The 19,041-nt window shown below is 67.9% G+C and carries 16 protein-coding genes; 13 read left to right on the plus strand and 3 right to left on the minus strand.

What is annotated here, in order from left to right; genetic code table 11:
• Positions 1-14: 14 nt before the first annotated feature.
• From QEP15_RS14165 to QEP15_RS14195, 7 genes are all read left to right on the plus strand, one after another.
• Positions 15-2,135 carry a 3-hydroxyacyl-CoA dehydrogenase NAD-binding domain-containing protein gene (locus QEP15_RS14165; protein WP_217617606.1) on the plus strand — a complete coding sequence of 707 codons (2,121 nt, stop codon included), beginning with the start codon at positions 15-17 and terminating at the stop codon, positions 2,133-2,135.
• A 24-nt stretch (positions 2,136-2,159) separates the two neighbouring features.
• On the plus strand, positions 2,160-3,341 hold the full coding sequence (locus tag QEP15_RS14170; RefSeq protein WP_217617605.1) for an acetyl-CoA C-acyltransferase: 1,182 nt from the start codon (positions 2,160-2,162) through the stop codon (positions 3,339-3,341).
• Positions 3,342-3,350: 9 nt separating this feature from the next.
• Positions 3,351-4,547, plus strand: coding sequence for an acyl-CoA dehydrogenase family protein (locus tag QEP15_RS14175; protein WP_280147600.1), 1,197 nt, complete (start codon positions 3,351-3,353; stop codon positions 4,545-4,547).
• 9 nt (positions 4,548-4,556) lie between these two features.
• Positions 4,557-5,690 (plus strand): acyl-CoA dehydrogenase family protein, encoded by a 1,134-nt coding sequence (locus QEP15_RS14180; RefSeq protein WP_062841009.1) that lies wholly within the window; start codon positions 4,557-4,559, stop codon positions 5,688-5,690.
• A 16-nt stretch (positions 5,691-5,706) separates the two neighbouring features.
• Positions 5,707-7,647, plus strand: a complete 1,941-nt coding sequence (locus QEP15_RS14185; protein ID WP_280147601.1) for an acyl-CoA synthetase — start codon at positions 5,707-5,709, stop codon at positions 7,645-7,647.
• A gap of 39 nt (positions 7,648-7,686) precedes the next feature.
• The gene (locus QEP15_RS14190) at positions 7,687-8,670 is read left to right on the plus strand and encodes a tripartite tricarboxylate transporter substrate binding protein (RefSeq protein ID WP_056318169.1); all 984 of its coding nucleotides are present in this window, start codon (positions 7,687-7,689) and stop codon (positions 8,668-8,670) included.
• A gap of 161 nt (positions 8,671-8,831) precedes the next feature.
• Positions 8,832-9,518: a GntR family transcriptional regulator gene (locus QEP15_RS14195; protein ID WP_062841011.1), complete on the plus strand. Its 687-nt coding sequence runs from the start codon at positions 8,832-8,834 to the stop codon at positions 9,516-9,518.
• A 15-nt stretch (positions 9,519-9,533) separates the two neighbouring features.
• On the opposite strand, the gene QEP15_RS14200 is transcribed toward QEP15_RS14195, so the two are convergent.
• Complete coding sequence (locus tag QEP15_RS14200; protein ID WP_152384638.1) at positions 9,534-10,406, minus strand: LysR family transcriptional regulator; 873 nt, start codon at positions 10,404-10,406, stop codon at positions 9,534-9,536.
• A 137-nt stretch (positions 10,407-10,543) separates the two neighbouring features.
• Here QEP15_RS14200 and QEP15_RS14205 point away from each other — a divergent pair, with 137 nt between their 5' ends.
• Positions 10,544-12,064 carry an MFS transporter gene (locus QEP15_RS14205; RefSeq protein ID WP_175155638.1) on the plus strand — a complete coding sequence of 507 codons (1,521 nt, stop codon included), beginning with the start codon at positions 10,544-10,546 and terminating at the stop codon, positions 12,062-12,064.
• Between the two features lie 50 nt (positions 12,065-12,114).
• Here the strand turns inward: QEP15_RS14205 and QEP15_RS14210 are convergent, their stop codons facing one another.
• The gene (locus QEP15_RS14210) at positions 12,115-13,398 is read right to left on the minus strand and encodes a cystathionine gamma-synthase family protein (RefSeq protein WP_280147602.1); all 1,284 of its coding nucleotides are present in this window, start codon (positions 13,396-13,398) and stop codon (positions 12,115-12,117) included.
• A gap of 220 nt (positions 13,399-13,618) precedes the next feature.
• Here QEP15_RS14210 and QEP15_RS14215 point away from each other — a divergent pair, with 220 nt between their 5' ends.
• From QEP15_RS14215 to QEP15_RS14235, 5 genes are read left to right on the plus strand one after another with little or no spacing between them, the layout of a single operon-like run.
• A complete protein-coding gene (locus QEP15_RS14215; RefSeq protein ID WP_175155640.1) occupies positions 13,619-14,494 on the plus strand; it encodes an NAD(P)-dependent oxidoreductase in 876 nt (291 codons plus the stop codon).
• A 59-nt stretch (positions 14,495-14,553) separates the two neighbouring features.
• The gene (locus QEP15_RS14220; protein ID WP_152384642.1) at positions 14,554-15,519 is read left to right on the plus strand and encodes a Bug family tripartite tricarboxylate transporter substrate binding protein; all 966 of its coding nucleotides are present in this window, start codon (positions 14,554-14,556) and stop codon (positions 15,517-15,519) included.
• Between the two features lie 36 nt (positions 15,520-15,555).
• Positions 15,556-16,227: an RraA family protein gene (locus QEP15_RS14225; RefSeq protein WP_056318150.1), complete on the plus strand. Its 672-nt coding sequence runs from the start codon at positions 15,556-15,558 to the stop codon at positions 16,225-16,227.
• Positions 16,228-16,229: 2 nt separating this feature from the next.
• Positions 16,230-17,282 (plus strand): NAD(P)-dependent oxidoreductase, encoded by a 1,053-nt coding sequence (locus QEP15_RS14230; protein ID WP_280147603.1) that lies wholly within the window; start codon positions 16,230-16,232, stop codon positions 17,280-17,282.
• Positions 17,283-17,336: 54 nt separating this feature from the next.
• Entirely contained in the window at positions 17,337-17,996 is a 660-nt protein-coding gene (locus QEP15_RS14235) for a GntR family transcriptional regulator (RefSeq protein WP_175155642.1), read from the plus strand.
• A gap of 27 nt (positions 17,997-18,023) precedes the next feature.
• Here the strand turns inward: QEP15_RS14235 and QEP15_RS14240 are convergent, their stop codons facing one another.
• Complete coding sequence (locus QEP15_RS14240; RefSeq protein ID WP_056318137.1) at positions 18,024-19,037, minus strand: response regulator; 1,014 nt, start codon at positions 19,035-19,037, stop codon at positions 18,024-18,026.
• Between the last annotated feature and the right edge of the window lie 4 nt (positions 19,038-19,041).

A 19,041-nucleotide genomic window follows, 5' to 3' on the forward strand; every position in this document is an offset into this window, starting at 1 on the left:
AGGAGACACTGTCCATGACAGACAGCGCAAGCACCGGCGCGGCCCAGACGCGCCGCCATGAAGACATTATGGTCGTCGTCATCGACCATCCTCCCGTCAACGCCCTGAGCGCCACCGTGCGCCGCACGTTGTCCGAGGCCATCGTGCAGGCGCAGACCGACACGCGGGTGCGCGCGATCCTGCTGATTGGCGCCGGCAAGAATTTCATCGCGGGCGCCGACATCCGCGAATTCGGCAAGCCGCCGCAACCGCCCCTGCTGCCGGACCTGTGCAACCAGATCGAAGCCAGCGCCAAGCCGGTCATTGCCGCCTTGCATGGCGCGGCACTGGGTGGCGGGCTGGAGATTGCGCTGGCGGCGCACTACCGGGTCGCGCTGGCCAGCGCCAAGCTGGGCCTGCCCGAAGTGAACCTGGGCCTTTTGCCCGGCGCGGGCGGCACGCAACGCGCACCCCGTTTGATGGGCGCCGCCGCGGCGCTGGACCTGATGCTGAGCGGCAAGCCCCTGTCCGCCGATGCAGCCCTGGCAGCGGGGCTGGTCGACGCCCTGGCCGCCGAGGACGATCCATTGGACGCCGGCCTGGCCTACACGCGGCAGCTGCTGGCGCTGAACGCAGGCCCGCGCCGCACGCGCGACGCGGGTCATGCGCTGGCGGACCAGACTGCGCAACGCGCGGCGCTGGACGCCGCGGCCGAACGCGTGGCCGACACCACCCGTGGCCTGTATTCCCCCGCCAAGATCGTGCAAGCCGTGCGCGCCGCCATCGACCTGCCCTTCGACGAGGGCCTGCGCACCGAACGCGCCCTGTTCATGCAATGCCTGGACAGCCCGCAACGCGCCGCGCTCATCCACGCGTTCTTCGCCGAGCACGACAGCGCCAAGATTCCCGAGCTCAAGGAAGCCCGTTCCCGCCGTCTGGAACGCGTGGGCATCGTGGGCGGCGGCACGATGGGCGCGGGCATCGCCGTGGCGGTGCTGGATGCCGGTCTGCCGGTGGTGATGGTCGAACAGGACGATGCGGCCCTGGCGCGCGGCCGCACCCGCGTCGAACAGGTGTACGACCTGCTGGTCAAGAAAGGCCGCATCACCGCTGACGAACGCGCGGCCCGCCTGGCGCGCTTTACCGGCGCCACGGATTACGACGCGCTCGGCCAGGCCGATCTCATCATCGAAGCCGTGTTCGAGGACATGGCCGTCAAGCAGGCCGTCTTTGCGCAACTGGACCGCGTGGCCAAGCCCGGCGCGGTGCTGGCCACCAATACCTCTTATCTGGACGTGGACCGGATCGCCGAAGCGACGCGCGGGCCCGCCGACGTGCTGGGGCTGCACTTCTTTTCGCCCGCCAACATCATGAAGCTGCTGGAAGTGGTGGTCGGCCGTCACACCGCGCCGGATACCGTGGCCACCGGCTTCGAGCTGGCGCGGCGGCTGCGCAAGATTCCCGTGCGCGCGGGCGTCTGCGACGGCTTCATCGGCAACCGCATCCTGGCCGTGCACCGGCAGGCGGCCGACATGATGATGGAGGATGGCGCCTCGCCGTACGACATCGACGCCGCCGTGCGCGCGTTCGGCTATCCGATGGGTCCCTACCAGATGGCCGACCTGGCGGGTGGCGACATCGGCTGGGCCACACGTAAGCGCCGCGCCGCCACGCGCGATCCCGCGCTGCGCTATGTGCAGATTCCCGACCGCCTCTGCGAGCGCGGCTGGTTCGGGCAGAAGACCGGCCGCGGGTTCTATCTGTATCCCGACGGCGCCCGCCAGGGCACGCCCGACCCCGAGGTGCTGGCCATCATCGACGAGGAACGCCGCCGCGCCGGCGTCACGCCCCGCCCATTCACGCAGGAAGCCATTTTGCGGCGCTATCTGGCCGCCATGGTCAATGAAGCCGCCAACGTGCTGCATCAGGGCATCGCGCTGCGCCCTTCCGACATCGACGTGGTGTTCCTGTCCGGCTACGGCTTTCCGCGCCATCGCGGCGGCCCGATGCACTACGCCGACAGCGTGGGCCTGGCGCAAATCCTGGCCGACATCCGCGGCTACGCGGCCGAAGACCCCGCGTTCTGGAAGCCATCGCCGCTGCTCGTGCAGCTGGCCGAATCCGGCCGCACCTTTGGCAGCCTGAACGCCGCCTGATCCAAACACCTTTTAGGAACCCCAATGCGCGAAGCCGTCATCGTCTCCACTGCCCGCACCCCCATCACCAAGGCGGGGCGCGGCGAATTCAACCTGATCGCCGGGCCCACGCTGGCCGCGCACGCCGTGCGCGCCGCCGTGGAGCGTGCCGGCATCGACCCCGCGCTGATCGAAGACGCGTTCATCGGCTGCGGCTATCCGGAAGGCGCCACCGGCCGCAACATCGGCAGGCAGGCCGTCATCCGTGCCGAGTTGCCTGTCAGCGTCGGCGGCGCCACGATCAACCGCTATTGCGCGTCCGGCCTGCAGGCGATCGCCTCGGCCGCGAGCCGCATTGTGATGGATGGTGCGCCCGCCGTGATCGCCGGCGGCGTGGAACTGGTATCGCAGATCCGCACGCGCGACGACGGCGTCAGCGGCATGGACCCGTGGATCGTGGCCAACAAGCCCGCGCTGTATCTGCCCATGATCGAGACCGCCGACATCGTGGCCGCGCGCTACGGCATCAGCCGCGAGGCGCAGGACCGCTTTGCCGCGCAAAGCCAGGCGCGCACCGAGGCCGCGCAGGCCGCCGGCCGCTATCGCGAGGAGATCGTTCCGGTCACGACCACCATGTCCGTCACGGACCGCGCGACGGGCGCCGTCACCGAGCGCGAAGTGACGGTGGACAAGGACACCTGCAACCGCCCCGGCACCACCTACGAGGCGCTGGCCGGCCTGGCCCCTGTCCGGGGCGAGGGCCAGTTCGTCACGGCGGGCAATGCCTCGCAGCTGTCGGACGGCGCAGCGGCCTGCGTGCTGATGGAAGCCGCCGAAGCGCAGCGCGCCGGCATCCGGCCGCTGGGCGCGTTCCGCGGCTTGGCCATCGCCGGCTGCGAGCCCGACGAAATGGGCATCGGCCCGGTGTACGCGGTGCCCAAGCTGCTGGCCCGCCACGGCCTGAAGGTGCAGGACATCGACCTGTGGGAACTGAATGAGGCATTCGCCTCACAGGCGCTGTATTGCCAGGAAAAGCTCAGCATCCCCATGGATCGCCTGAATGTGGACGGCGGCTCCATCGCTCTGGGCCATCCCTTTGGCGTCACGGGCGCGCGGCTGGCAGGCCACGTCCTGATCGAGGGCCGCCGCCGCGGCGCCCGCTACGCCGTCGTCACGATGTGCATCGGCGGCGGCATGGGCGCGGCCGGCCTGTTTGAAATCTACTGAGAGACCCGCATGGATCTGGAATTCACCCCCGAAGAAATTGCCTTCCGCGACGAGGTGCGCGCCTTCCTGGACGCGAAGCTGCCGCGGCGGCTGTCGGACAAGGTCAGCGAAGGCAAGCTGCTGACACGCGACGACATGACCGAGTGGCATGCCATCCTGAACGCGCAAGGCTGGCTGGCCACGCATTGGCACGTGGAATACGGCGGCACGGGCTGGAGCGCATCGCAGAAGTACATCTTCGATAACGAATGCGCGCTGGCCAACGCGCCGCGCATCGTGCCCTTCGGCCTGAGCATGCTGGGACCCGTGCTGATCAAATACGGCACCGAGGCGCAGCGCCGTTACTGGCTGCCCCGCATCTTGGACGGGTCGGACTGGTGGTGCCAGGGCTACTCGGAACCCGGCGCGGGTTCGGACCTGGCGTCGCTCAAGACCACGGCCGTGCGCGACGGCGACAGCTATGTCGTCAACGGCCAGAAGACGTGGACCACGCTGGGCCAGTACGCCAACATGATCTTCTGCCTGGTGCGCACCTCGCAGGAAGGCCGGCGCCAGGAAGGCATCAGTTTCCTCTTGATCGACATGAACAGCCCGGGCATCGAAGTGCGCCCGATCATCACGCTGGACGGCGAGCACGAGGTTAACGAGGTGTTCTTCTCGGACGTGCGGGTTCCTGCCGAAAACCTGGTGGGCGAGGAAAACCGCGGCTGGACCTGCGCCAAGTACCTGCTGACCTATGAACGCACCAACATCGCGGGCGTCGGCCAGTCCACGGCCGCGCTGGAACGCCTGAAGGCCGTGGCCGCGCGCCAGAAACGGCACGGCCGCCCGCTGGCCGAAGACCCGGATTTTGCCGCGCGCCTGGCGCGCGTGGAGATCGAGCTGGCCAACATGCGCACGACCAACCTGCGCGTCGTCGCGGCGGTGGCTGGCGGCGGCGCGCCCGGCGCGGAGAGCTCGATGCTGAAGATCCGCGGCACGCAGATCCGCCAGGAGATCAGCGCCTTGAACCGCCGCGCCATGGGCCCGTACGCGCGCCCCTTCGTGCCTGAGGCGTTGCACGACGGTTACGACGCGCCCGCCATCGGTCCGGACGGCGCAAATAGCGCCGCGGCGCAGTACTTCAACAACCGCAAGCTGTCGATCTTCGGCGGCTCCAATGAAATCCAGAAGAACATCATCTCCAAGATGATCCTCGGACTGTAAGGGCTGGCCATGAATTTCGAACACACCGAAGACCGGCGCATGCTCTCGGACATGCTGCGCCGCTTTGTCGCCGAGCAATACGACTTCACCACGCGCATGCGCCACGCCGAATCGCGCGAGGGCTACAGCCCCGAGTTCTGGCGCCGCTACGCCGAGCTGGGCGCCATCGGCGCACTGTTCACCGAGGCCGATGGCGGCCTGGGCGGCGCGGGCTTCGATATCTCCGTCGTCTTCGAAGCCCTGGGACGGGGCCTGGTGGTCGAGCCCTTCCTGGACGCCGTGATGGTCGGCAGCGCCATCGCCGCGGCGGGCTCGCCGGCGCAGCGCGAGGCGCTCGACGGCCTGATCGCCGGCAGCCTGACCGCCGCATTGGCCCACGCTGAACCGGCGTCGGGCTACGACCTGAATCAGGTGGCCACGCGCGCCGAACCCAGCCCCGACGGCTGGGTGTTGAACGGCGCGAAGGCCGTCGTCTACGCGGGCGAACATGCCGACCTGTTCCTGGTGTCGGCGCGCACGGCGGGCAATGTTGACGACGAATCGGGCATCGGCCTGTTCCTGGTGACCCGAGGCACGCCGGGCTTGGCGCTGCGGGGCTACGGACTGATCGATGGCGGCCGCGCAGCGGAACTGGTGCTGGACAACGTCAAGCTCGCCCCTGACGCCCTGCTGGGCGAGGCGCACGCCGGTCACGCGCTGCTGGAACGCGCCGTGGGCCGCGGCATCCTGGCGCTGTGCGCGGAAGCCGTGGGCGCCATGGACTGCGCGCGCGACGCCACGCTGGAATACCTGCGCACGCGCCGCCAGTTCGGCGCGCCGCTCGGCAGCTTCCAGGCCTTGCAACACCGCATGGCCGACGTGCTGCTGGAAATCGAGCAGGCCCGCTCGGCCGTCATCAACGCGGCAGCCGCCGTAGACCATCCGGATCGCGCCACGCGCGAACGCGCGCTGTCCGCGGCCAAGGTCACGATCGGCCGCATCGGCACGCTGGTGGCCGAGGAATGCATCCAGTTGCATGGCGGCATCGGCATGACGTGGGAACTGCCGCTGGCGCACTACGCCAAGCGCCTGGTCATGATCGATCACCAACTGGGCGACGAAGACCACCACCTGCGGCGCTACATCGCGCTGGGGCAGGCTTGAGCGCGCAGGCACGGCCATGATCGACTCCCCTACCTCGACCCGCGCCCGCCCCATTGCCGCGCCCTTTGCCGCGCCGTTTCCGGTACGCACAGCGCAGGACGTCCAGCGGCTGCAGGCGCGGCCGCTGGCGGACACGCTGACGGTACAAAGCACGTACGAGATCTTCTGCAATTCCGCCGCCGCGTTCGGCGACAGGCGGGCGCTGACCTTCCTGCGCAGCGCCGACCCGGCTGACGATGCCATCAGCTGGACCTACCGTGAACTGCTGGCCGGCATCCACCAGACCGCCAACCTCTTGCACAGCCTGGGCATCCGCGAAGGCGACGCCGTGGGCGTGCTGCTGCCCGGCTGCCTGGAATACCACCTGGCGCTGTGGGGCGGCGAGGCGGCAGGCATCGTGCAGCCGCTCAATCCCCTTCTGACCGACGACAAGCTGGCGTCCTTGATGACGACGGCGGGCGCCAAGGCGCTGATCGCCTATGGGTCCGACGTGGAATGCGGCTCGTGGTCCAAGGCGCTGCGCCTGATGGAACGCGTGCCGACCCTGAAAACACTGCTCCGCGTGGCCCCGTGGCACGAGCCCGAAGCCGACCGCCCCGCGCTGCCTGACTTCGCGCGCGATTTCAACGCGGCCCGCGCGGCCCAGCCCGCCGACCGCCTGGTCAGCGAACGCGTCATCCGCGCCAGCGATGTGGCTGCCTACTTCCACACCGGCGGCACCACGGGCGCGCCCAAGCTGGCCATCCACACGCACACCAACCAGGTGTTCTCCGCGTGGGCGGCCGTGCAGCTGCAAAACGCCGGGCCGGGCGACGTGGTCATCAACGGCTATCCGCTCTTTCACGTGGCGGGGGTGCTGCCGGCGTCGCTGGCAGCGTTGTCGGCTGGCGTCGAAACCGTCATCCCGACCACCCTGCTGCTGCGCAACCGCGATGTGCTGCGCAACTACTGGCGTCTGGTCGAAAAGCACCGCGCCACCTCGTTGCAAGGCGTGCCGACCATCCTGGCCGCGCTGGCCGAGGTGCCGCTGGACGGCGCCGACATCTCGTCCCTGCGCTACTGCCGCACGGGCGCGGCGCCCCTGCCCGCCGAGCTGGCCGCGCGCTTCAAGCGCCTGTTTGGCCTGCATGTCAGCGAAAGCCTGGGCATGACCGAGATGGCCGGCATCACGTCGATCTCGCCGCCGGGCTGCGAATTTCCGGTCAACTGCGTGGGGTTTCCGCTGCCCTACGTACAGGTGCGCATCGTGGGGCTGGACATGCCCGCGGGCCAGCCCGCGCGCGACCTGCCCGCCGGCACGCCGGGCATGGTGCTCATCAAGGCGCCCAACGTCATCCCGGGCTTTCTGGATCCCGCAGACACCGCGCACGCCTTCACCGAGGACGGCTGGCTGATCAGCGGCGACGTCGGCTTCATGGATGCCGAGGGCCGCCTGCATCTGCAAGGGCGCGCCAAGGACCTGATCATCCGCGGCGGCCACAACATCGATCCCAAGACCATCGAAGACGCCCTGGCCACGCATCCGGCCGTGCAACTGTGCGCGGCGGTCGGCGCCCCCGACGCCTACGCGGGGGAATTGCCGATCGCGTTCGTCACACTGGCCGAAGGCCGTGAGGCGACCGAGGCCGAACTGGTGGCCTACGCCGCCGCGCACGTGGACGAAGGGCCCGCACGGCCCAAGCGCGTGGTGATTCTGGACAGCATGCCCATGACCAACGTGGGCAAGATCTACAAACCCGATTTGCGCCGCCTGGCGACCGCCGTGTCGGTCGAGGCTGTGGTGGCGCGCACCCTGCAAGCGGCTGGCCGCGCCCAAGACGATCCCGTCTTTCGCGTGCTGGCCGATGCGCAACCGGATGTCGCCGTAGAAGCCGGCGCCGGTGCGCCCGCGCCGCTGATCGCCAGCCTGCGCGAGGCGCTGTCCCGGCTGCCTGTCAAAGTCGACGTACGCGATTGACTGGCATCCCATAACAACACCCACCAGGAGACAACACCCATGGCCCGACTGCCCCTGCGACGCGCTTGCCTCGCCGCCCTCACGCTCACCCTGGCAAGCGCCGCCTTGCCTTTTTCCGCCAGTGCGCAGACCGACTTTCCCACCAAACCCATCACGCTGATCGTGCCCTTCCCGGCCGGCGGCTCGACCGACCGGCATCTGCGCATCGTGGCGCAGGATGCCTCGAAGTATCTGGGCCAGCCCGTCATCGTGGAGAACCGCCCCGGCGCGGGCGGCACGCTGGGCACCGCCACCATGGCCAAGACCGCCAAGCCGGACGGCTACACCATCGCCCTGTACACGCTGGCAATGCTGCGCATGCCTTACATGCAGAAAAGCAGCTGGGATCCGATCAACGACTTCACTTTCATCCTGGGCCTGTCGGGCTATACGTTCGGCTTCACCGTCCGCTCGGATTCGCCCTACAAGACGTTCAACGAGTACATCGAGGCCGCGCGCAAGGCGCCCGGCAAGATCGACTACGGCTCGACCGGCATCGGCTCGTCGCCGCATCTGATCATCGAAGAGATCGCCATCAACGCGAACGTCAAGCTGAACCATGTGCCGTTCAAGGGCAACGCCGACATGCAGCAGGCGCTGCTGGGTGGCCACGTCATGGCGCAGAGCGACGCCACGGGCTGGGACCAGTTCGTCGATTCCGGCAAGATGCGCCTGCTGGTCACCTTTGGCGACAAGCGCACGACCCGCTGGCCCGACGTGCCCACCGCGCAGGAGCTGGGCTACAAGGTCGTGTCCACTTCCCCCTACGGTCTGGCCGGTCCCAAGGGCATGGACCCGGCGGTCGTGAAGATCCTGCATGACGCGTTCAAGAAGGCCCTCTTCGATCAGGCCAGCATGGACGTCATGAAGCAGCTCAATCAGGAGCCGGCCTATCGCAGCAGCGAGGACTACAAGGCGTGGGCGCAGGCGACCTTCGTCAAGGAAAAGGACCTGATCGAGCATTTGGGGCTGATGGCCAAGTAACAGTGGCCTGACCGGGCGCAGGGGGTGGCGCTCGTTCGGGCCCGGCAGCCGGCGCGGCGTGCGGACAGATTTTGCATGCAAGAAATGTCCACCGCCGCGCCTGCCTTTTGTTAGACTGGCTGCCCGATGATTTTCCACACCGGCAGCCCCTGCCGCGCCTCATGATCCAGGACGTCCAGCCAGACCCCAGCGCCGACGACATCGCAAGGGAAGTGTCCGCCGCCATCGTGGCGCACAAGCTTCCGCCCGGCACCCGGTTGCGCGAAGAGGCCCTGGCCCGGGTCTACAAGGTCAGCCGCACCAAGATCCGCGCGGCGCTTCTGATGCTGTCCAAGGACAAGCTCATCAACATCGTGCCGGACAAGGGCGCCTTCGTCAGCAAGCCGGATGCGAACGAGGCGCGCGAGGTCTATGCGGTGCGCCGGATTCTGGAGGCCGCGCTGGCCCGCGAATTCGTGGCGCGCGCCGGACCTGACGATTACAAGCGCATCGACGACCACCTGGCCGAGGAACGCCGCGCGCTCGACAGCGGCGACGTGCAGACGCGCAACCGCCTGCTCAGCCATTTCCATATCCTGCTCGCCGAAGCCGTCGGCAATTCCGTCCTGACCGGCATGTTGCGCGAACTGTCGGCGCGCAGCGCGGTGATTACCGTGCTGTATCAGACCTCGCACGACGCAAATTGCTCGTCGCGCGAGCATCACGCCTTCATCGAGGCGGCGCGCGCGGGCGACGCCGAGCGGGCCTGCGCCCTGATGGACGAACACCTGGAGCACGTGCTGACCGCGCTGGACTTCAACGGGGACAAGCAGGCCGGCAGCGACCTCGTCGCCGCGCTGCTGAGCTGACGCCCTTTCGTGCCGCTATCCGGCGCGCAGCAATTGCTCCATGCGCTGCTGCAGCCAGCGCTCGGTCTCGTTGAGCACCGCCCCCTGCATCCATAGCGTGCGCACGGCTAGCATGGGCAGCGCCAGTTCCGCGCAGGGCAGCGGCCTGAGCGTGGTGCGAAAACTCTCGTACTCCGCAATGTTCAGGGGCAGGATCGCAAAGCCCAGCCCGTCGGCCACCATGCCCGCAATGCTGTAGAAGCTGTCGGTGCGCCAGACCGTCGGGCTCAGCACCATGTCCTCCACGCCTTCCATCTGCATGACCAGCTGGCGGTGACGCGCCAGGTCCTCGCGCGACACCTGCGGCAAGCCCGCCAGCGGATGGCCGGACGCCACGAAAATCCCTTGCGCCACGTTGCCCAGGGATTGGTGCGCGAAGTCACTGCCGGGATCGCCCCGGTCGAAGTGGAACGCGATGCTTGCCCGGCCCTGGCGCACGTAATCGGCGACCTCAGTCGCGGTGCCGTTCAGTTGCGTCAGTTCCAGCGCCGGAAACCGCTCGGCCAGTTCCACCACCAGCGCGCCCAGCACGAGATAAGGCAAGGCTTCATCCAGCGCAATGGACAGGCGCGCCTCCTGGCCGCCGGCGAACGCGAGCGCCCGCTGCGACAACCCGCCGGCCTGGCGCAGCAGTTCCTTGGCCTCCAGCAGCATCACCTCGCCGGCCGGCGTCAGCACCGCGTTGCGGCGCGACCGATCGAACAGTTCCACCCCAAGATCCGCCTCCAGCAGCCCCACCGCCGTGCTGACCGCCGACTGCGCGCGCCCGATGCGCCGCCCCGCTGCCGAAAACGAACCCGCTTCCGCGGCTGCCACGAATTGCCGTAATTGATCCAACGTCCACTGCATGCGGTGCTCCTGATTAACCATCTATTTTATAGATGGAATCCAACTTTTTATGGTCAATATCTAGATGGATAATGCGGTCCGTGATCCCGAGCGCGCCCGACGCGCCGGGATCATGGTTTTCAATAAGGAGTAGAACCATGCAGCGGACTCATTCGAACGCTGTCGCCGCGGCCGCCCCCGGCCGCTGGCTCGTGCTGGCCATCGTGTCCAGCGCCTTGCTGCTGATCGTCGTGGACATGACGGTCCTATACACCGCCCTGCCGCGGCTCACCCATGAACTGGGCGTCACGGCCTCCGCCAAGCTGTGGATCGTGAACGTTTACGCGCTTGTCGTGTCCGGCCTGCTGCTGGGCATGGGCACGCTGGGCGACCGGCTGGGGCACAAGCGCCTGTTCATGATGGGGCTGGCCGTGTTCGGCGCGGCCTCGCTGGCTGCCGCCTACTCGCCCGGCGCAATCGTCCTGATTGCCGCGCGCGCGTTGCTGGGCGTGGGTGCCGCGATGATGATGCCCGCCACCCTGTCCATCCTTCGTCTTGCGTTTGCCGACGAGCGCGAGCGCGCTGTCGCGATCGGCGTCTGGGCGTCGGTCGCCTCGGGCGGCGCGGCGCTGGGGCCCGTCGTGGGTGGCCTGTTGCTGGAGCATTTCTGGTGGGGTTCCGTGTTTCTCATCAACGTGCCCATCGTGCTGCTGGCGCTGCCGCTGGCATGGCGCTTCATTCCGGCCAGCCGGCCTGACGCGTCGCGCCCCTGGGATCTGGCCGGCTCGCTGCAAGTGATGGCAGGCATGGTGCTGTGCGCCTACGCGCTCAAGGAGCTGGGCCGCGCGTCGCCTTCCTGGCTGCACGCCGCGCTGGCCTGCGCGGCAGGCGCCACCATGCTCGCCATCTTCGTGCGGCGGCAGCGGCGGCGTCCCTACCCGCTGATCGACTTCTCGATCTTCCGCAATGCGTCCTTCAGCTCTGCCGTGGCGGCCGCGCTGTTTGCCGCAGCGGCGCTATTGGGCATGGAACTCGTGTTCAGCCAGCGGCTGCAACTGGTGCTGGGCATGTCTCCGATCCAGTCCGCGCTCTTCATCCTGCCGCTGCCGCTGGCCGCGTTCGTGGCCGGGCCGCTGGCCGGCCTGCTGCTGGGGCGCATCGGCAGCCGGCGCCTGCTGTTCCTGGCGCTGCTGGTGTCGGGCCTGGGCATGGGCGGCTATCTGCTGACCTACGACGGGGCCGTGATGCCGCAACTGATCAGCCTGTGCGTGCTGGGCCTGGGCATTGGCGCCACCATGACAGCCGCCTCCAGCACCATCATGCAAAGCGCCACCCCCGAGCGCGCCGGTATGGCCGCGTCGATCGAGGAAGTCTCGTACGAGCTGGGCGGCGCGCTGGGCGTGACCTTGATGGGGTCCATCCTGTCTGGCGTCTACGCGCAATCGCTTTCCGTGCCGGCAGGCGTGACGGCCACCGGCGCGGCGCGCGACAGCCTGGACGAAGCGCTCATCGTGGCCGACAGCCTGCCCGCTGACTTGGCGGCGACGCTGGCGTCGCTGGCCCGAAGCGCCTTCGAGACCGGCTACGCCGCGGTGATCGCCACCGCCACGATCATGCTGCTGGGCACGGCCGCGTTCGTGCTGCTGAACCGCACCCGGCGGACAGCGCAACCGGGCTGAAGGCGCGCCCGCCCGGCCACAACGTCAGCACACCGCACGGCCCGCGCCGCTCAGCCGTTGCGGAACGCGTGATCCAGGTCCGCGATCAGGTCTTCCTCGTGTTCCAGGCCAATCGACACCCGGATCAGCCCTTCGGACACCCCCGCCGCATCGCGTTCCTCGGCGGGCACGCCGGAATGCGTCGTCGATGCCGGGTGGCACACCAGCGTTTCCGTGCCGCCCAGGCTGACGGCCGAGCGGAACAGATGCAGGGCGTTGATGAACCGGAACGCGCGCTCGCGGCCACCTTCCAGCACGAAGGCGAAGGTCGAACCCGGTCCGGTGCACTGGCGCTTGTAGACCTCTTGATAGGCGCGGTCCGCAATCAGTTCAGGGTGGAACACCTGCACCTTTTCGTACGGGTTTTCCGCCAGCCACTGCGCGACGCGCGTCGCCGTGCGCGCCGCCTGCTTCATGCGAAGCACCACCGTCTCCATCGACCGCGTGATCATCCAGCATGAATGCGGGTCCAGTTGCGAGCCGAAGGCGCTGCGGATGGCGCGCACCTTCTTGATCAGCGCCTTGCTGCCGGTGACCGCCCCCGCCACCAGATCGCTGTGGCCGCCGACGTACTTGGTCAGCGAGTACACCGACAGGTCCACGCCGTGTTCCGCCGGCTTCTGAAAGATGGGCCCCAGCAGCGTGTTGTCGCATACCGAGATTGGCCGGTAACCATGCCGCGTTTCGAACGCATCCAGCTCGTTCTTCATTGCCTCGAAATCGAACAGCGCATTGGTCGGATTGGCGGGCGTCTCGACATAAAAAAGCTTGACCGGCCCTTTCTCGGCAGCCGCTTCCAGCGCCGTGCGCATGCTGCGGGGCGACAACCCGTCCGCGACGGGGTGCGACCCAATGCCCCACTCCGGAAAGATCTTGCCGATCAGCGTCTCGGTGCCGCCATAAAGCGGCACGGACTGCACCAACTGGTCGCCAGGCCGCAAAAAAGCCATCAACACCGCGCTGATCGCGGACATGCCGCTGGACGTGACCGCCGCGTCCTGCGAGCCGTCCAGCAGCGACAGCCGGTCCTCCACGATCTCCAGGTTCGGATGATTGAACCGGCTGTGCACCAGCCCCGCCGTCTCGCCCTGCGGCAAGGGCTTGCGGCCCGACACCAGGTCAAAGAACGCCGCGCCGTCTTCGGCCGTGCGGAACGCAAACGTGGACGTCAGAAACACCGGCGGCTTGACCGCCCCCTCGGACAGATAGGGATCGTAGCCATAGGACATCATCTGGGTTTCGGCATGCAGGGGACGGCCGAAGATGTCCTTCTTGTGGTAGCTCGAGTACGTCATGGTGTGCCTCTTTCTGGTGTTCCAGCCAAGCGGGCAGGCGCGTCACGCATCTTTCAGACAATAACGCCGGGGCGCGAGCGAGGGGTTGCAGGTTGTGACCCCCGGGAGCGAATGTTTTTTTAATGTACCCAGAATGACAAAAACCTAGGGTAAACACCTTCTATTCCCCAACAAATTGGCGATCTATAAACACACATTGTTTTTTTTATGTGTTTTTAAGATGAAAATCGCACTGATTGGATGCGGCGAAGTCGGGCACTGCTATACCCGCGCCTGGACCGCCGCAGGTCACCGCATCGTCGGCATCTGCGAACTGCGCGCGGACGAAGAAATGGCAGCGCGCGCCCGGGAAGCCGGCGCCGCCCTGCACACCGAACCTGGCCCCTGGCTGGCCGAGGCGGACGTCGTGGTTTCCGCCGTGTACGGCTACAACGCCGCCGAGGTCGCGGCCCAGGCGCTACCGCATATGCGCGCCGATGCGGTTTACGCCGACTTCACCACCGCCAGCGCCCCCGACATGCAGAAGGCCGCAGCCGCCGCTGCCGCGCACGGCATTGCTTTCATGGACGTCGCCATCATGGGCGCCATCGCCCTGCTGGGCGAGAAGACGCCGCTGCTGTGCGCCGGCGATGGCGCGGCGGTTGTGACGGCGCTGGGCGAAAGCGCGGGCGCGACGGTCCGGATCATCGAAGGAAAGCCCGGCGATGCGGTGCGCCTGAAGCTTCTGCGCAGCATCATGACCAAGGGCATGGAAAGCCTGGCGGTCGAATGCCTGGTGGCGGCCGAACGCATGGGCCTGCGCGATTCGCTTTACGAAGTGCTGGCCGACATCGACCGCACGCCGCTGACGGCGTTCATGGATTCGTTCGTGCGCTCGCACGTGCTGCATGCGCCGCGCCGTCTGGCCGAGGTGCGCGAAGCGCGCGACCAGTTGCATGAAGCGGGTCTGGAGCCGCTGGCGCTCAACGGCGTCGAAGCGCTCTTTGCCCGGTCCGCCCGCGGCATCGAGGCCGCGCGCGCGAACGGCGAGGCCCCAGCCGCCGACACCGTCCAGGCGCGCCTTGCCTGGCTGACCACGCTGGCCCGCCAGTCCTGACATCCCACCGCGCCCCAGAGCGCGGACCGAATCCACAATAACACTTAGTGAGGAAGACAATGAAACTGTTCAAGAAACTGCTGGCCGCATCCCTGGTGCTGGGCTGCGCCGCGGCGCAGGCCGCCGACCTGGGCTCGGCGCCGATCACCCTGATCTCGCCCTTCCCGCCCGGTGGCGGCACCGACACGCTGACGCGCATGATCGGCAGCGCGATCAGCCAGGACGCCGGCTGGAACATCGTGGTCGAGAACAAGCCCGGCGCCGGCGGCAACCTGGCGCTGGACGCCACGGCCCGCGCCCGCCCGGACGGCCACACGCTCGTCATGGCGCAGACCGACAACGTCGTGCTGAACCCGTGGCTCTACAGCAAGCTCAGCTACGACACCTTCAAGGACTTCAAGCCGGTGGGCCCCGTGGCCTCCTCGCCCAGCGTCTTCGTCGTGCTGCCCGACTCGCCCTTCAAGTCGCTCGGCGACGTCGTGAAGGCCGCCCAGGCCAAGCCCAACCTGGTTTCGCTGGGGATCCCCGGCATCGGCGGCACCGGTGACCTGACCGGCTATCTGTGGCGCAAGGCGGCCAAGATGGAACTGATGCACGTGCCCTACCGTGGCTGGAGCCAGGCCTTCCCCGATCTGGCCAGCGGCCGGATCGACATGTACGTCGGTTCGGTGGCGTCGCTGCTGCCGCAGATCCGCGGCGGCAAGGTGCGCGCGCTGGGCGTGGTCGCCAATGAGCGCTCGCCCGCCCTCCCGGACGTGCCCACCTTCCCGGAAAGCGGCTTTCCGACCATCAACCAATCGATCTGGTGGGGCCTGATGGCGCCGGGCAAGACGCCCGACGACGTCGTCGCCGCGCTGAACACCGAATTGCAGAAGGTGCAATCCAACCCCGAATTGATCAAGAAGCTTGAAGAGGCCGGCTACAGCGTCCTGAAGGGCTCGCCCGAGGACCTGGCGCGCCGCCACCGCGCCGATCACGACGCCTTCGGCAAGGTCGTGCAAGAAGCCGGCATTCCCAAGCAGTAAGCCCGACACGTATCCATCCAGCGATCAGGAGCAAAGATGACAGGTTTTGAAATCCACGCCCGCCAACGCGCGGTCAGCAAGGAACTCGTCGAGAAATTCCGCCAGGTGCCGGTGGCCAATGTCAGCGACTGCATGTCGCGCATGACGGCCGGCGGCGCACGCCTGCGGCCCATGCACGACGGCACGCCCCTGGCCGGGCCGGCCCTCACGGTGCGCACACGTCCCGGCGACAACCTGCTGGTGCACAAGGCGCTCAGCCTCGCGCAGCCGGGCGACGTCATCGTGGTCGATGCCGGCGGCGACCTGACCAATGCGATCATCGGCGAGATCATGACCACCTATGCCGAGTCGCGCGGCATCGCGGGCATCATCATCAATGGCGCCATCCGCGACTGCGGCACCATCCGCCGCAGCGCCTTCCCCGTCTATGCGGCGGGCGTCACCCACCGCGGGCCGTACAAGGACGGCCCGGGCGAGATCAACTGCGTCGTCGCTCTGGACGGCATGACCATCGCGCCGGGCGACCTGATCCTGGGTGACGACGATGGACTGCTCGCGGTGCCGTACGAACAGGCCGAAGCCATCTATCAGGCGGCAGCCGCAAAGCACGACGTGGAAACCAAGATGCTGGCCGATATCGCCGCCGGCACGCTGGACACGTCGTGGATCGACGCCCGCCTGCGCTCGCTGGGTTGCACGGGAGTCTAGCCATGCGCGATGCGGCAGTCAGCAGGCCCGATCTGCGCGTCGTGCGCCTGGATCTGTGGATCGATCCCGCGTTTGACGAGGCCATCACGCGGGACGCCACGCTGGACCTGCGCGTGCTGCCGGCGCAAGGCGACGCGGTGACCGCGGCCGGCTTGGCCGGCGCCCACGCCGACCACGTCAGCGCGGCCAAGGACGAAGTCCCCGCGCGGTGGCAGGTGTCCGCCGACCTTTTGGCCCAGTGCCCTCATTTGCTGTGCGTATCGTCCGGCGGCGCCGGCTACGACACGGTCGACGTCGCCGCCTGCACCCGTGCGGGCGTCGCCGTCGTGAACCAGGCCGGCGCCAACGCCGCGTCGGTGGCCGAGATGACCTTCGCCCTGCTGTTGTCGCTGGTCAAGCGGTTGGGCGAGTCGGAAGCCGCGCTCAGGGCGGGCACCGCTGTCAGCCGCGAGGCGCTGATGGGCCGCGAGATCGAAGGCCGCGTGATCGGCATTGTCGGCATCGGCGAGATCGGGCGCCGCGTCGCCCGTATCGCGGCGGGATTCGGGTTGAAGGTCATTGCCTACGATCCGCTGCTGGCCGACGCGCAGATCGCCGAACGCGGCGCCGCGCCCGTCAGCTTTGATGCGCTGCTGGAACAGGCCGACATCGTCAGCCTGCACTGCCCGCTGAATGCCGTGACGCGCGGCATGTTCGGCGCGGCCGCGCTGCGCCGGATGAAACGCGGCGCGCTCTTCGTTTCCACCGCGCGCGGCGGCATTCATGACGAGGACGCGCTGCTTGCCGCACTTGAGTCCGGCCATCTTGCCGGCGCGGGCCTGGACGTCTGGCAGGTGGAGCCGCCCCCGCCGGGCAGCGGCCTGCTGCAACGCCACGACGTGGCCGCCGCGTTTCACACGGGCGGCGTCACGCACGAAGGCCGACGCAAGGTGGCGCAGGGCTCGGCCACGCAGATCATCGACATGCTGGCCGGACGCAAGCCCGCGCGCCTGCTCAACCCCGAGGTCTGGCCGCGCTTTCTGGCGCGTCTGGCCGAGCACGGGGTGAAGGTGTAGCGTCCGCCGTTGGTATAGTCGCAGCTTTGAAAACCGGGAAGAGCCAGCCTCCTCATGTCGAGCGCCAGTGATTACGTCTACGGCGAATTGCGCCGCCGCCTGATGGCCGGATCGTTCCTGCCCGGCGAACCGCTGCGCGAGGAACACATCGCCGCCCAGCTCTCGGTCAGCCGCACGCCCGTGCGCAACGCGATCGAACGCCTGATCGCGGACGGCCTGGTCACCCGCGAAGGCCGGCGCGGCGCGGTCGTGCTGGGCTGGCAGGACCGCGACATCGACGAAGCCTTCGAGCTGCGCATGCTGCTGGAACCCTACGCCGCCAAGACCGCCGCCGAGCGCGCCACGCCCGAGCAGATCGACGAGCTGGAACGCATCAACCAGTGCATGCTCGACGCCGTGAACTCCGCCGCGCCCGACCACGTCGCCCAGGTCCAGCATTACAACAACCTGTTCCACCACGCCCTGCTCGAGGCCGCGCAGTCCGCGCGCGTGCGCTCCCTGGTCGAGAACCTGCTGGACATGCCGATCATCATCGGCTCGTTCTATTTCTACGGCCGCGAAGACATGCTGCGCAGCGTGGAACACCACCGCCAGATCATCGCCGCGATCCGCGCGCGCGACCCCGAATGCGCGCAAATCGCGGTGCGCTTTCACCTGGCTTCAACGCATCTACTGTTCCGCTCGCACCGGAAGGACGGGAAGACGGGCGGATAGGCTCGCGCAGGCCGGCGGCCAGACGCCTTAGATCTGTCCCGGCACCACCCGGTTGCGGCCCTGCCGCTTTGCTTCATACAGGCCGCGGTCGGCCGCCTGGATCAGCTCCGTGCACGGTTGCCCGTCCAGCGGCACGGCGGTCGCCAGGCCGATGCTCACCGTCAGCCACGGCCCGAAGCCCGCGTCGCGTTGGGGAATCTGCATGGCTTCCACTGCGCGGCGCAGCTTTTCGGCGGCCAGGCGCGCGCTGCCGCCGGGCGTGCCCGGCAGCACCAGCGCAAATTCCTCGCCGCCAAAACGCGCCGCCAGGTCGGTGGACCGGTCGCAACTGGCGAAGATGGTGTTGGCGACGCGCTTGAGGGCTTCGTCGCCCGCAATGTGGCCGTAGGTGTCGTTGTAGGACTTGAAGTGATCCACGTCGATCATCAGCATGCTGATCTCTCGGCTGTCCCGGCCAGCGCGCTGCCACTCGGCATTCAGATACTCATCGAAATAGCGCCGGTTGCCCAGCCCGGTCAGGCCGTCCGAATTGGTGAGCCGGCGCAGTTCCATGTTGCTTTCCAAGAGTTGCTGCTGGCTCTGGCGCAATGCCTGATAGGCTTCGTCGCGCTGCACCAGCGCCATGTAGGAACGCGAGTGGTAGCGGATGCGCGCAATGAGTTCGATCGAATCCGGCAGTTTCACCAGGTAGTCGTTGGCCCCCGCCGCGAAGGCTGCACTCTTGATGGCGGGATCTTCCTTGGTGGACAGGACGATGATCGGGATGTCGCGCGTCACGGGATGGCCGCGGTATTCGCGCACCAGGGACAGGCCGTCCACGCCGGGCAGCACCAGATCCTGCAGGATGACCGTGGGCCGCGTCTGGATCGCCACGCTCAGCGCCTTGTAGGGATCCGAGCAATAGTGGAAATCAATGTTGGCTTCGGGCACCAGCGCGCGCCGGATGGCTTCTCCCACCATGACCTGGTCATCGACGAGCAACACCATCGCCCCGTGCGAATTGAGATCCGCGGAAACCGTGTCTTCAGGGGATGGCAGCATAGTG

The organism is Achromobacter mucicolens (assembly GCF_029866465.1).
In the GTDB taxonomy this organism is placed as follows: domain Bacteria; phylum Pseudomonadota; class Gammaproteobacteria; order Burkholderiales; family Burkholderiaceae_B; genus Achromobacter; species Achromobacter mucicolens.